The sequence below is a fragment of the Micromonospora sp. NPDC048930 genome (assembly GCF_043197935.1).
Classification (GTDB): domain Bacteria; phylum Actinomycetota; class Actinomycetes; order Mycobacteriales; family Micromonosporaceae; genus Micromonospora.
Window position 1 is genome coordinate 134,458 of the sequence record NZ_JBICUB010000006.1, and the last position, 12,096, is coordinate 146,553.

Annotated in this window: 14 protein-coding genes; 13 read left to right on the forward strand and 1 reads right to left on the reverse strand. The window is 75.6% G+C overall.

What is annotated here, in order from left to right:
* The first annotated feature begins 1 nt into the window (after nucleotide 1).
* From ACGFI9_RS17570 to ACGFI9_RS17630, 13 genes are all read left to right on the forward strand, one after another.
* Entirely contained in the window at nucleotides 2-748 is a 747-nt protein-coding gene (locus ACGFI9_RS17570; protein WP_393179014.1) for a YggS family pyridoxal phosphate-dependent enzyme, read from the forward strand.
* Between the two features lie 195 nt (nucleotides 749-943).
* Nucleotides 944-1,639 (forward strand): cell division protein SepF, encoded by a 696-nt coding sequence (locus ACGFI9_RS17575; protein ID WP_393179015.1) that lies wholly within the window; start codon nucleotides 944-946, stop codon nucleotides 1,637-1,639.
* 28 nt (nucleotides 1,640-1,667) lie between these two features.
* Nucleotides 1,668-1,973 carry a YggT family protein gene (locus ACGFI9_RS17580; RefSeq protein WP_393179016.1) on the forward strand — a complete coding sequence of 102 codons (306 nt, stop codon included), beginning with the start codon at nucleotides 1,668-1,670 and terminating at the stop codon, nucleotides 1,971-1,973.
* Nucleotides 1,974-2,014: 41 nt separating this feature from the next.
* Complete coding sequence (locus ACGFI9_RS17585; RefSeq protein WP_393179017.1) at nucleotides 2,015-2,818, forward strand: DivIVA domain-containing protein; 804 nt, start codon at nucleotides 2,015-2,017, stop codon at nucleotides 2,816-2,818.
* Nucleotides 2,819-2,888: 70 nt separating this feature from the next.
* Nucleotides 2,889-3,593, forward strand: a complete 705-nt coding sequence (locus ACGFI9_RS17590) for a hypothetical protein (protein ID WP_393179018.1) — start codon at nucleotides 2,889-2,891, stop codon at nucleotides 3,591-3,593.
* Nucleotides 3,587-3,895, forward strand: coding sequence for a DUF167 domain-containing protein (locus tag ACGFI9_RS17595; RefSeq protein WP_393179019.1), 309 nt, complete (start codon nucleotides 3,587-3,589; stop codon nucleotides 3,893-3,895). Before ACGFI9_RS17590 ends, ACGFI9_RS17595 begins: the two co-directional genes overlap by 7 nt.
* 22 nt (nucleotides 3,896-3,917) lie before the next feature.
* Nucleotides 3,918-5,420, forward strand: a complete 1,503-nt coding sequence (locus ACGFI9_RS17600; RefSeq protein WP_393179020.1) for a potassium/proton antiporter — start codon at nucleotides 3,918-3,920, stop codon at nucleotides 5,418-5,420.
* 223 nt (nucleotides 5,421-5,643) lie between these two features.
* The gene (locus ACGFI9_RS17605; RefSeq protein ID WP_393179021.1) at nucleotides 5,644-6,063 is read left to right on the forward strand and encodes a TraR/DksA family transcriptional regulator; all 420 of its coding nucleotides are present in this window, start codon (nucleotides 5,644-5,646) and stop codon (nucleotides 6,061-6,063) included.
* Nucleotides 6,064-6,128: 65 nt separating this feature from the next.
* The gene (gene lspA / locus ACGFI9_RS17610; RefSeq protein WP_393179022.1) at nucleotides 6,129-6,731 is read left to right on the forward strand and encodes a signal peptidase II; all 603 of its coding nucleotides are present in this window, start codon (nucleotides 6,129-6,131) and stop codon (nucleotides 6,729-6,731) included.
* A complete protein-coding gene (locus ACGFI9_RS17615) occupies nucleotides 6,728-7,672 on the forward strand; it encodes an RluA family pseudouridine synthase (RefSeq protein ID WP_393179023.1) in 945 nt (314 codons plus the stop codon). The genes lspA and ACGFI9_RS17615 overlap by 4 nt, the downstream gene beginning before the upstream one ends.
* A gap of 33 nt (nucleotides 7,673-7,705) precedes the next feature.
* Nucleotides 7,706-8,572: a hypothetical protein gene (locus tag ACGFI9_RS17620; RefSeq protein ID WP_393179025.1), complete on the forward strand. Its 867-nt coding sequence runs from the start codon at nucleotides 7,706-7,708 to the stop codon at nucleotides 8,570-8,572.
* A gap of 140 nt (nucleotides 8,573-8,712) precedes the next feature.
* A complete protein-coding gene (locus ACGFI9_RS17625) occupies nucleotides 8,713-10,191 on the forward strand; it encodes an AAA family ATPase (RefSeq protein WP_393179026.1) in 1,479 nt (492 codons plus the stop codon).
* Between the two features lie 440 nt (nucleotides 10,192-10,631).
* The gene (locus ACGFI9_RS17630) at nucleotides 10,632-11,339 is read left to right on the forward strand and encodes a DUF2567 domain-containing protein (RefSeq protein ID WP_393179365.1); all 708 of its coding nucleotides are present in this window, start codon (nucleotides 10,632-10,634) and stop codon (nucleotides 11,337-11,339) included.
* Here the strand turns inward: ACGFI9_RS17630 and ACGFI9_RS17635 are convergent.
* Nucleotides 11,305-12,006, reverse strand: coding sequence for an LON peptidase substrate-binding domain-containing protein (locus ACGFI9_RS17635; protein ID WP_393179027.1), 702 nt, complete (start codon nucleotides 12,004-12,006; stop codon nucleotides 11,305-11,307). The genes ACGFI9_RS17630 and ACGFI9_RS17635 overlap by 35 nt on opposite strands.
* Nucleotides 12,007-12,096: the final 90 nt, after the last annotated feature.

The following is a 12,096-nucleotide window of genomic DNA, read 5'->3' on the forward strand; positions in this document are numbered from 1 at the left end:
GATGACCGACATTTCAGCCACGGTGCGACCGGATCGTCGCGCCGAGCTCGCGGCCGGGCTCGCCCGGGTACGCGCCCGGATCGCCGACGCCTGCGCGGCGGCCGGGCGGGACCGGAGTGAGGTCACCCTGGTCGCGGTGACCAAGACCTACCCCGCCGGCGACGTGGTCGCGCTGGCCGGGCTCGGGGTGACCGACGTGGGGGAGAACCGCGACCAGGAGGCGGCCCCGAAGGCCGCCGAGGCGGCCGCGGCCGGGGCGAGTCCGCGCTGGCACTTCATCGGCCAGCTGCAGCGCAACAAGGCCCGCTCGGTGGTCCGGTACGCCGACGTCGTCCAGTCGGTCGACAGCGTCCGGCTGGCCGGGGCCCTGGACGCCGCGGCAACGGCCGGCCGGGACCGGCCGTTGGACGTGCTGGTGCAGGTGAGCATCGACGGCGACCCGGCGCGCGGCGGGGCGCTGCCGGACGCGGCGGACCCGGACCGCGGGCTCTACCCGGTGGCCGAGGCGGTCGCCGGGGCCGGGGCGCTGCGGCTGGGCGGCCTGATGGCGGTGGCGCCGCTGGGCTGGGAGGCAGAACGGGCCTTCGCCCGGCTGGCCGAGGTGGCGCAGCGGTTCCGCGACCGGTTTCCGGAGGCGACCGTGCTCTCCGCGGGGATGAGTGGCGATCTGGAAATCGCGATCGGATATGGCGCGACACATGTCCGCGTCGGCAGCGCGTTGCTCGGAATGCGCCCCACGCTGCGGTAGCCTGACCGCGAAAGAAGCAAATTACAACAGTGTTGTTCAGGAACGGCGTTCCCGTAGCCGGGGGCCGTGGCGGGCGGACCGCGAATCGCTCGCCAGGGGATTGCCGATCCGGTCCGGTGGGCATTCGTTGTCCACTCGTGATCAAGCGACACGGCACGGGGGCGCGTGCCGCACGGCGGACGGAAGGGCGCGGGGATGGGTGCACTGCGCAAGGCGGGGGTCTGGCTCGGACTCGTCGAGGAGGACGACGAGCGGGCGTACGAGGACGGTGGCTACGACAAGGGTGGCTACCGGGACTCGCGCTACCGGTCGAGCCGGTACGCGGAGGAGTTCGCCGACGAGGAGGACGAGGAGTCCGAGGAGCCGCCGGCGAGCCGTACCCGGGTCGGTGACCGGGGACGGCTGTCCGAGCGCGCCGCCGGTCGGGTCGCCGAGAGCGAGCGGGCCGAGGTGGAGCGTCCGGAGCGGGCCGAGCGGTCCAGCGTCCGGTCGATCACGCGCTCCGGGCCCGGGGAGACCTCCGGCGCGCTGACCTACCACACCCGGGACAACCTCGCCCTGGCCCCGCAGGTCCAGCCGCGGGAGCGGGCGGTGGCGACCGAGGACGAGCAGCGCTACCAGATCACCACCCTGCACCCGACGACCTACCGCGAGGCGCGCACCATCGGCGAGCACTTCCGCGACGGGGTGCCGGTGATCATCAACCTCACCGAGATGGACGAGGCGGACGCCCGCCGGCTGGTCGACTTCGCCGCCGGGCTCGCGTTCGGGCTGCGCGGTACGATCGAGCGCGTGACCAACCGGGTGTTCCTGCTCTCACCGGCCAATGTCCAGGTCACCGCGGAGGACAAGGCCAAGATCGCTGAGGGCGGCTTTTTCAGCCTGAGCTAGCCCGCTCGACCGAGGGACGTCGCCTGCCGTGTTGTCGATCCTGTTCCAGGTGCTCTACCTGCTCTGCTACCTGTTCCTGCTTGTGCTTCTTGCCCGATTTGTCCTTGGCGCGGTTCTGGCCTATGGTCGCCGCTGGCAACCGGGACGGGGAGCCTCGGCCGGACTGGAAGTGGTGTGGAGCGTCACTGATCCACCCCTGCGCGCGTTGAGGCGTGTGATTCCACCACTGCGAATTGGTAGCGTGAGCGTCGACCTGGCCTCCCTTGTGCTCCTGGTTATCCTGTTCGTGCTGATGGAGTTCGTGTTAGGGCAGCTGATCACGGCATTTGCCTGACCAGCCTGCTTTCGCGGCCGCAACTGACCCGAGGAGTTTCGATGCCGCTAACCCCGGCCGACGTCCACAACGTCGCCTTCAAAAAGCCGCCGATCGGCAAGCGGGGGTATGACGAGGAGGAGGTCGACGCCTTCCTGGACGAGGTCGAGCGCGAGCTTGCCCGTCTGATCGAGGAGAACAACGAGCTGCGCGCCCAGGTGGAGCGCGGCGGTCGGGGCGGCGCTCCCGCCGGCCCCGGCGGCGACGCCCGCCTCGCGGCGGAGCTCAACGACGTCAAGGCGCAGCTCGACCGGGTGCAGCGCGACAAGGCGGCCGCCGAGCAGGCGGCCCGGGCGATGCAGGCCGAGCTGGAGCAGGTCCGCGCCCAGGGTGGCCCGGCCGCCGGCGCCGACGGCGAGCAGCAGGCGCTGCGGGTGCTGATGATGGCCCAGCGCACCGCCGACGACCACGTGTCGGACGCGCGGCGCGAGGCCGACCAGCTGCTCTCCGAGGCCCGGTCGAAGGCCGAGGAGGTCACCCGCGAGGCCCGCGCGAAGGCGGACGCCCTCGAGCGGGACGCCCGCCAGCGGCACCAGGAGGCCATGGGCGGCCTGGACGCCAAGCGCACCGCGCTGCAGAAGCACATCGAGGAGCTCAAGCAGTTCGAGCGCGAGTACCGCACCCGCCTCAAGGCGTACCTGGAGAGCCAGCTGCGTGACCTCGACGGCCGCGGTCAGGGCCTGGAGGCCGAGATGAACCGCGCCGAGGGCAACCGGGCCGCCGGAGGCAGCAACGGTCTCGCCGCCGCCGGCCTCGCCGGCTCGTACGGCGGCGGCCGCGCGGGCTCGCTCGAGTCCGGTCGCTGATCCCGCCGTCGGCGGTCGCCCCCCGGCGGCCGCCGGCGACGCAGACCCACAGACGCGGCGGGGGTGAGCCGTGATAGTCGCCAGCATCCTGCTCATCCTCGTCGCGGTCGTGCTCCTGGTGGCCGGGCTGGCCGGTGGGTCCAGCCCGCTGCTGATCACCTCCATCGCGGCCAGCCTGCTGGCCGCAGTGGCCCTCGTCGCGGGTGCCCGCCAGGCGACCTCGACCCGAGCCACCGCGGACCGGGGCGACCGGCCGCGCGACCGCACCACCCCGGGTGGCCCGCCGTACGGCCCGCCAGCCGGGGAACCGGAGATCCCGGTCCAGCACGTCCCGTCGACGGTCGGCACCGGCGCACCCGGGTGGCGGCAACCACCCGCGTCACCGGTGACCGACCCGTCGTACCTCCCCCCGGAGCCGTCCGCCGACGACCCGTACCTGCCGCCCGGCCCGCGTGAGCCGTTCCCGGACGAGGTCGATCCGCCGGCGGACGCCCCGGCGCCGGCCGCGCCGGCCGCCGACGCCCCGTTCGAGGGCGAACCGCCCGCCCAGCCCCTGTCCGCGGCCGAGCTGGCCCGGCTGACCGGGCTGGCCGACGAGGTACGGGTGGTCGACGGCCACCCCCGGTTCCACCTGTCCGACTGCCCCCACCTGGTGGGCCGGGCCGACGAGCCGCTACCCGTCGCCGAGGCGCTCGACCTGGGCTTCACCCCCTGCGCCCGGTGCGCGCCGGCCACCGCCCTGCTCGCCGACCCGCCCCTGGGCCGATCATGGTGACCATGGACGACACGCTCACCGTCGCCGTACGGGTGAAGCCCGGCGCCTCCCGGGCCCGGGTCGGCGGCCGCTTCGACGGGCCGCACGGGCCGGCCCTGGTGATCGCCGTGAACGCGCCCGCGGTGGACGGCCGGGCCACCGAGGCGGCCCGCCGGGCCCTGGCCGACGCTCTCGGCGTCCGGCCGGCGGCGGTCTCGCTGCGCGCCGGCGCGGCCAGCCGGGACAAGCTCTTCCTGATCGAGCGTCCGACGCCGGGGCTGCCCGACGTGCTGCGCCGGCTGCGTGACGGATCGGCCGAGTGAGGACCGCCCGGGTCGGTAGCGGATGACGCCTGGGCTGGATCTCGCGCTGCTGCTCGGCGCGGCAGTCCTGCTCGTGGCGGTGGGCGCGGTGCGCTTCTCCACCCGGCTCGGCGTGCCGAGCCTCCTGGTCTACCTCGCGCTCGGGGTGGCGATCGGCGAGGCGGGGCTGGGGATCCGCTTCGACGACGTCGAGCTGACCCGGGTGCTCGGGTTCTGCGCGCTCATCGTGATCATCGCCGAGGGTGGGTTGAGCGCGCGGTGGAGCACCCTGCGCCCGGTGCTCGGGATGGCCGCCGCGCTCTCCACGGTCGGCGTGGTGGTCAGCATCGCCGTGGTCGGGCTGGTGGTGCACCTGCTGCTCGGCCTGGACTGGCGGCTGGCGCTGCTCTACGGCGCGGTGCTCTCCTCCACCGACGCGGCGGCCGTCTTCGCCACCCTGCGCCGGCTGCGCCTGCCGCCGCGCCTGGTGGCCACCCTCGAGGCGGAGTCCGGCATGAACGACGCCCCGGTGGTGATCGTGGTGGTGCTGCTCTCCCGCAACGTGGCGGACGCCCACCCGTGGTGGTTCGAGGTGCTCCTGGTCGGCTACGAGCTGGGGGTCGGCGCGGCCGTCGGGGTGGCCGCCGGCATCACCGGCCGGTACGCGCTGCGCCGGGCCGCGCTCCCCTCCGCCGGCCTGTACCCGATCGCGGTGGTCGGCTTCACGGTGCTGGCGTACGCGGCCGGCTCGGTGCTGCACGCCTCCGGCTTCCTCGCCGTGTACGTCGCCGGGGTGCTGCTCGGCAACGCGCGGCTGCCGCACCGGCAGGCGATCCTCGGCTTCGCCGACGGATTGGCCTGGCTGGCCCAGATCGGCCTCTTCGTGCTGCTGGGCCTGCTGGTGTCGCCGGGCCGGCTGCCCGGCGCGGTGCTGCCGGCCGTGGTGACCGGGCTGGCCCTGCTGCTGCTCGCCCGGCCGCTGTCGGTGGCGGTCTCCGCGCTGCCGTTCCGGTTCCCCCCGCGCGAGCAGCTCTTCCTCTCCTGGGCCGGGTTGCGCGGGGCGGTGCCGATCGTGCTGGCCACCATCCCGCTCTCGCTCCGGGTGCCCGGCGCGGACCGGCTCTTCGACGCGGTCTTCGTGCTGGTGGTGATCTTCACGCTGCTCCAGGCCGGCACCCTCGCCCCGGCGGCCCGGCGGCTCGGGGTGACCGCGCCCGCCGAGCCGGCCGAGGTCCGGGTCGAGACGGCCCCGCTGGAACGGATGCGGGCCGACCTCCTCCAGCTGGAGGTGCCGCCCGGCTCCCGGCTCGGCGGGGTGCACGTCGACGAGCTGCGCCTGCCGGTGGGCGCGTCGGTGACGCTGGTGCTGCGCGACGGCGCGGGCTTCGTGCCCGGCCCGGACACCCGGCTCAAGGTGGGCGACAGCCTGCTGATCGTGGCCACCGCGGAGGCGCGGGACGAGGCCGAGCGGCGGCTGCGCGCGGTCAGCCGGCGGGGTCGGTTGGCGCGGTGGTTTGGCGAGTACGGCGAGGATCGGGACGATTGATCTGCTAGCGTTCCCTTTGCCCCGATTGGTGGCTGTTTGGGGCTGAAACACGGCGCGACGGTGCGGCACGTTGTCGGACGCCTGTACGTTCCGTATTCTTGCCACCCTCCGGAGTGCGCGGTCCCTGCTGGCCGCGCGCCCGTTTCGTACCTGGGGTACCGGTACCGGTGACCCCTGCCCAGGCACCGCCGAGCGCCGCGGTACGCGGCTGAGGGAGCTGACGATGGCGAAGCCAGCCGACACCAGGACCGCCGGCCGCAAGCCGGTGGCGAAGGCCACCCGCAGCGCGGCGGAGACCGAGAAGATCCGGGCCGCCCTGGCGGCACGGCGGGACGAGCTGAGCGCCGAGTACGATCAGACGCTGAGCGAGATCACCGAGCTGCAGCGCGACCGGCTGACCGACTCGGCCGGGGACGACCAGGCCGACACCGGCACCAAGACGTTCGAGCGGGAGCAGGAGATCTCCCTCGCCAACAGCATCAAGGAGCGGATCACGCAGGTCGAGCGCGCCCTGGAGCGGCTCGACGAGGGCGGGTACGGCTGGTGCGAGCGGTGCGGCAACCCGATCCCGGTGGAGCGGCTCGCCGCGTTCCCGTCGGCCACCCTCTGCGTGACCTGCAAGCAGCTGGAGGAGCGGCGCTGAGCCCGCTCCCCGGCGGCCGTAGGTGACGGTGCGCCAGCGCCGTCGAGAGCGTCGATGGGGAGCAGATGACCGAAGCACCGCCCGCCGGGTCCGGCACCGCTGAGTCGGGCGGCGGCACGCCCCGCCGCAGGGCGGTCGGGGTCCTCCTCGGCGTCGCCCTGGTCGCCCTCGCCGCCGACCTGGCGACCAAGCAGCTCGCCCTCTCCTCGCTCACCGGCCGCGGCCCGGTGTCGCTGCTCGGCGGCACCGTCTACCTCACCCTGACCCGCAACAGCGGCGCGGCCTGGAGCATCGGCTCCGACCACACCTGGGTCTTCCCGCTGATCACCATCGGCGTGATCGCCTGGATCGCCTGGATGGCGCTGCGGCTGCGGTCGCTGCCGTGGGCCGTCTCGCTCGGGCTGGTGCTGGGTGGCGCCCTGGGCAACCTGACCGACCGGATCTTCCGGGCCCCCGGCCACTTCGTCGGCCACGTGGTCGACATGGTCAGCCTCTTCGACCCGTACGGGCAGGTCTGGCCGGTGTTCAACCTGGCCGACAGCTCGCTGGTCTGCGGGGTGGTCCTCGCGGTGCTGCTCGAGCTGACCGGCCGGCAGCGCGACGGCTCGCGGGCCACCGCCGAGCGGTCCGGCGACGAGACGCCGGCCGGGCAGCGGGAGCGGGCATGACCTCCGCCTTCGCCGCCGGCGGCGACCACCGGTCGCTGCCCGTCCCGGACGGCCTCGACGGCATGCGCCTCGACCAGGCCGTGTCCCGGCTCTTCGGGCTCTCCCGGACGGCCGCGGCGGCCCTGGTCGACGCCGGGGACGCGCTGGTCGACGGCACGGTCCGGCCCAACTCGCACAAGGTCAAGGCGGGCTCCTGGCTGGAGGTCACGCTGCCCGCGCCGGCCGCCCCGCCGACCGTGGTGCCGCAGGCGGTGCCGGGCCTGACCGTGGTCTACGCCGACGACGACATCGTGGTGGTGGACAAGCCGGTCGGCGTCGCCGCCCACCCGAGCCCGGGCTGGACCGGCCCGACGGTGATCGGCGGCCTGGCCGGGATCGGCCACCGGATCTCCACCAGCGGGGCGGCCGAGCGGCAGGGCGTGGTGCACCGGCTCGACGTGGGCACGACCGGGATCATGGTGGTGGCCAAGAGCGAGCAGGCGTACACCGCGTTGAAGCGGGCGTTCAAGTACCGCGAGGTGGAGAAGCGCTACCACGCCGTGGTCCAGGGCCACCCGGACCCGCTGCGCGGCACCATCGACGCGCCGATCGACCGGCACCCGCACCACGACTACCGCTGGGCGGTGGTCTCCGGCGGCAAGCCGAGCATCACCCACTACGACACCCTCGAGGCGTTCCCGGCGGCCAGCCTGCTGGACGTGCGGCTGGAGACCGGGCGTACCCACCAGATCCGGGTGCACTTCTCCACGCTGCGGCACCCGTGCGTGGGCGACCTGACCTACGGCGCCGACCCGACCCTCTCGGCCCGGCTCGGGCTGACCCGGCAGTGGCTGCACGCCCGGTCGCTGAGCTTCCTGCACCCGCGCACCGGCGAGGAGGTCACCTTCGTCAGCGAGTACCCGGACGACCTGGCCCGGGCGCTGGAGATCCTCCGCGACTGACCGCCCACCGACCGTCCGACGAGGGAAAGCACCGTGCCCGCCGACGTACCGCCGCGCCCGTCGCGGTCCACCCCGCTCACCTGGATCGCGCTGGGCTGCGCGCTGGTGGTGCTGGTCGTCGCCGTGGCGCAGCGGCGGGACGAGCCGGCCGGGGACCGCACGGTCGGCGAGGTCACCCGGGTGGGCGTGGCCGACGGCGACGCCATCCCGGCCTACCTGCGCGCCGCCGCCGACGAGCTGGCCCGGCTCGACGCCCCGGCGCCCGGCAGCTGGGCGCTGGTCTCCTTCGCCGCGTACCTGACCCCGGATCGGGCGGCCACCGCGCTGGGCGGCACGCCGGTCTCGGCGGTGGTCGCCCGGGTGCCGCTGCCCGGGCGGCAGACCGAGATCGTCCGCATCGCCGCGATGCGGGTGCCCGACGACGTGGTCGCCGGGATGGCCGAGGTCGCGGCCCGCAAGGACCGGGAGGCCGCCGACTACCGGGCCCGCGCCGCCGCCCCGGCGGCCACCGCCGATCCCGAGCTGCGCCGGGTGTACGACACGGGTGCGTCGGTCTCGGCCCGCGAGGCGACCGCCTACCGGGCCGGCTGCGCCTGCGTGTACGCCGCCGTCGTGCGGGCCACCCCGGACGCGCTGCGCGCCCTGGCCGCCCGGCCCGGCGTACGCGGGGTGGACCCGGCGCCGGAGGTCCAGCGGCTGGACCGCACGGTGTTCACGCCGCCGCTGCCCGAGCAGCGGGAGGTGGCCCGACCGCCCGCCGACACCGGGTTGGCGGGCCCGACCCCGCGCCCGGGAATGGGCGATTCGTCGGAAGCCGCACCGACGGTGAGCGGATCCTCACCGAGCGCCCCCGGACCCGCGACCGGTGCCGGACCGCCCAATCCGGCTCCCACCTCCTGAGACGTGCCCGGCGGCGGTCGGCGACCCGACCGGGCGGTGAGGAGACCCACCAGGGGATGTGCGAACCGGGGTGTGGCCCGAATAGGGTTTCGTTCGTAGCCTGTCAGGCGGAGATCGATGGGGTCGGGGAGGGCGAAGCCTTGGACGGCAGCGAGACCGGCTGGGGTCGGCAGGCAGAGCCGGCGCCGCGGTGGCGGGCGCTGCTCGACCGGGCCCGGCTCAGCGGCCGTGGCGCGGAGCAGACCGAGCCGGACCGCCGGGCCGAGGAACACGGGCCGCCGTCCGGCGAACCCCTGCCCCGGCGCGCCGCCGGCACCGGCTGGACCGGCCGGGCCCAGGCCCCCGGGCACCAGGTCGAGCAGCCGTACGGCGCCGAGCCCTCCTACCGGGTGGAGGCGACCTACCGGGTGGAGCCGGCCTACCGGCTCGAACCCGGCTACGGCGGCGAGCCGGCCTACCGGGCGGAGCCGGCGTACCGCACCGACCCGGACCCGCGCGCCGAGCCGTCCTGGCGGGCCGAGCCGAGCTACCCGCAGGACTACCCCGAGCCCGAGGCGCGCGGCCGGGGCACCGCACCCGTCGACTCCCGGTACGCGCTGCTCGACAACGGCTACCGGCCCGAGCCGCCCCCGGTGGAGTCCCGGTACGCCCTGCTGGAGCGCGGCCGCTACCGGCCGGAGGCCCTCCCGGCGGCCGAGCCGGCCTACCCGGAGCCGGCCGCGCCCGCCGTGCCGTACCAGCGGTCGCCCGAGGGCTATCCCGCCCGGGTGGAGCCGGCCCGGGTCGAGTGGCGCGCCCCGGAGCCGGAGAACGAGCTGGAGCGGGCCGCCGGGGTGCTCCGCCGCGAGCTGGGCGGTCCCCGGGTGCTCGCCTTCGCCAACCCGAAGGGCGGGGTGCACAAGACCACCGCCACCGTGCTCGCCGCGGCCACCGTGGGCAGCGTCCGCGGCCGCGGGGTGCTGGCCTGGGACGACAACGAGCTGCGCGGCACCCTCGGCCTGCGCGCCGGCAGCGCCCGGCACGCGCGTACGGTCCGGCACCTGGTCCACGACCTCGCGCAGATCGAGATCCTCGAGGGCAACACCCTTTTGGAGCACCTGGACGACTACCTGCGGCACGCCTCCGACGGCTCGTACGACGTGCTGGCCGGCGAGGAGAGCCCGCGGTTCGCCCAGCGGCTGGACCAGTTCACCGTCAAGCGGGTGCTGGAGCTGCTGCGGCGGACCCACGACGTGGTCTGCGTGGACACCGGCAACAACGTGGAGAGCCCGAACTGGCGCACCGTGATGCAGGCGGCCGACCAGCTCGTGGTGACCACCGTGCCGCGCGAGGACGCCGCGTTCAGCGCGGACTGGATGCTCGACCTGCTGCACGAGGTCGGGATGGGGGAGTTGGCCGACAACGCGGTCACCCTGATCTCCTGCCCCACGCCGGGGCGCAGCCCGCTCCAGGACGACCTGGAGCGGCACTTCGCCACCCGCACCCGCGCGGTCGCGGTGGTCCCGTACGACCCGGCCCTGGAGACCGGCTCCTCGATCGAGTATCACCAGCTCCAGGCGGAGACCCGGCAGGCCTGGCTCAAGGCCGCCGCCGTGATGCTGGAACCGTTCACCCGCTGACCGCGACCGCCGCCCCGCGCCGGCCCGTCGCCTGAGAGGATCACCGGGTGAGCACCCCTGATCCCGAGCGGGCCGCCGACCGTTCCGGCGCGCCCGGTGCCGCCGACCACCGGACCGGCGGCCCGGAGACCTCCGCGCGCCCCGCCCCGGAAGTTGGCCGGCCGGGCGGTGACGCCGGTTCCGACACCGGGACGGCCGACGGCCCGGGCCGCGCCGAGGGCCTGAGCGCCGGCCCGGCGGACGGTCCGACCCCGGCCAACGGTACGAGTGCCGCGCCGGCCGGCGGTTTCGCGCCGCTCGACGCCGGCCCGCCCGCCGGGGCGGAGGCGGCCGGGTCCGCAGTGCCCGGGTGGCCGTCCGGCCTGCCGGTGCCCGCCGGCACCCCGGTCACCGCGCCCGGCGCGGACCCGCTCGCCGGATATCCGGGCCTGGTCGACGCGATGCCCGGCGTGACGCCCGTCACCGACCGGCCCACCGGCCGGCTCCGCACGGTGGGGGCCACCCTGGCCGTCGCGCTCCTGGTCAGCCTGCTGGGTGCGCCGCTGGGCCTGCTCTGGGCCGCCGTGGCACCGGACACCCCGGTGCAGAAGACCGCCGAGGGCGCCATCTACGCCACCCCGCAGCCGGAGCAGCCGATCGCCGCCGACGGCTGGTTCAGCCTGCTCGGGCTCGCCTTCGGGGTGCTCGTCGCGATCGCGCTCTGGGTGCTGCTGCGCCGCCGGCGCGGGCCGGTCGGCCTGCTCGTCGGGGCCCTCGGCGGGATCGGCGCTGCCGTGGTGGCCTGGCAGGTGGGCCGCCGGATCGGGCTCGGCACCTACCACCGGCTGCTGGCCACCGCCCCGGACGGGACGGCCTTCACCAAGCCGGCCGACCTGCGCGCGGGCGGGATCGACTGGTACGGCCTGCTGCCGGTGCCGCACGGCAACCTGCTGCTGCCGGCGTTCGGCGCGGCGGTGACGTACACCCTGCTGGCCGGCTGGTCGCGGTGGCCGTCGCTGCGCCCGGAGCCGGAGCTCGGCGCCGGCTGGCCGCCGCCCGGCCCGGGGCTCGACGGTGGCGGGCCGCCCACCGGCCCGGGGCTCGACGGTGGCGAGCCGCCGGCCGGCCCGGGGATCAGTTCGGGGCCGGAGGACCGGCCAGCTCGTTGAGCGGCACCGGAACGGCCCGGACCTGGCGCAGCAGGGCCGCCTCCCGGTGGAGCAGCCGCAGCTCGGCGCGGAGCCGGGCGGCGGTGTCGTCGATGGCGAGCAGCCGCTGCCGGTCGGCGACGGTCAGCGCGGCGGTGGCGGCGACCAGGTGCGACAGCACGGTCGGGTCCTCCGGCAGCTGCTCGGAGATCTCCTGCGGGTCCGGCCGGACCAGGCCGAGGTACTGCCGGAACACCGAGATCACCCGGGCCGCGAGCAGGTCGGCGACCTCGTCCGTGCCGGCCGGCTCCGGCAGCCACTCCACCTCGGCGGTCAGGTACGGCGCAGCGCCGGAGTCCACCTCGGCGATGCGGAACCGCCGCCGCCCCACGGTGACGATGTCGAACCCGCCGTCGGCCAGTTCGGTCACCTGCCGCAGCTCGGCGGTGCAGCCCACCTCGTGCAGGGTGACCTCCCCGCCGCCGAGGGCCGGCCGATCCGGCCCGGCCGGAGCGACCTCCCAGCCGGCCTGGATCGCCACCACCCCGAACTCGCGGGGCGCGCCCTCGGGCAGGCCGACCAGGTGGCGTACCAGCGCCCGGTAGCGCTCCTCGAAGATGTGCAGCGGGAGGACCAGCCCGGGAAAGAGGACCGTCCCCAGCGGGAACACCGGCAGCCGTGCGGTCACGGGTCCGAGCGTATCCCGATCTCGCCGGGCCGACGTGTCCCGGCTCACCGTCCCGGCCTGCGGGCGGCGCGGGCCCCGTCCCGGACGGGC

Bases quoted from the DNA above. Each gene is read 5' to 3' on its own strand.
- ACGFI9_RS17595 (WP_393179019.1), top strand. From the start codon at position 3,587: ATGGTGACCATGGACGACACGCTCACCGTCGCCGTACGGGTGAAGCCC.
- ACGFI9_RS17630 (WP_393179365.1), top strand. From the start codon at position 10,632: ATGCCCGGCGTGACGCCCGTCACCGACCGGCCCACCGGCCGGCTCCGC.
- ACGFI9_RS17605 (WP_393179021.1), top strand. From the start codon at position 5,644: ATGGCGAAGCCAGCCGACACCAGGACCGCCGGCCGCAAGCCGGTGGCG.
- ACGFI9_RS17585 (WP_393179017.1), top strand. From the start codon at position 2,015: ATGCCGCTAACCCCGGCCGACGTCCACAACGTCGCCTTCAAAAAGCCG.
- lspA (WP_393179022.1), top strand. From the start codon at position 6,129: ATGACCGAAGCACCGCCCGCCGGGTCCGGCACCGCTGAGTCGGGCGGC.
- ACGFI9_RS17600 (WP_393179020.1), top strand. From the start codon at position 3,918: ATGACGCCTGGGCTGGATCTCGCGCTGCTGCTCGGCGCGGCAGTCCTG.
- ACGFI9_RS17575 (WP_393179015.1), top strand. From the start codon at position 944: ATGGGTGCACTGCGCAAGGCGGGGGTCTGGCTCGGACTCGTCGAGGAG.
- ACGFI9_RS17615 (WP_393179023.1), top strand. From the start codon at position 6,728: ATGACCTCCGCCTTCGCCGCCGGCGGCGACCACCGGTCGCTGCCCGTC.
- ACGFI9_RS17570 (WP_393179014.1), top strand. From the start codon at position 2: ATGACCGACATTTCAGCCACGGTGCGACCGGATCGTCGCGCCGAGCTC.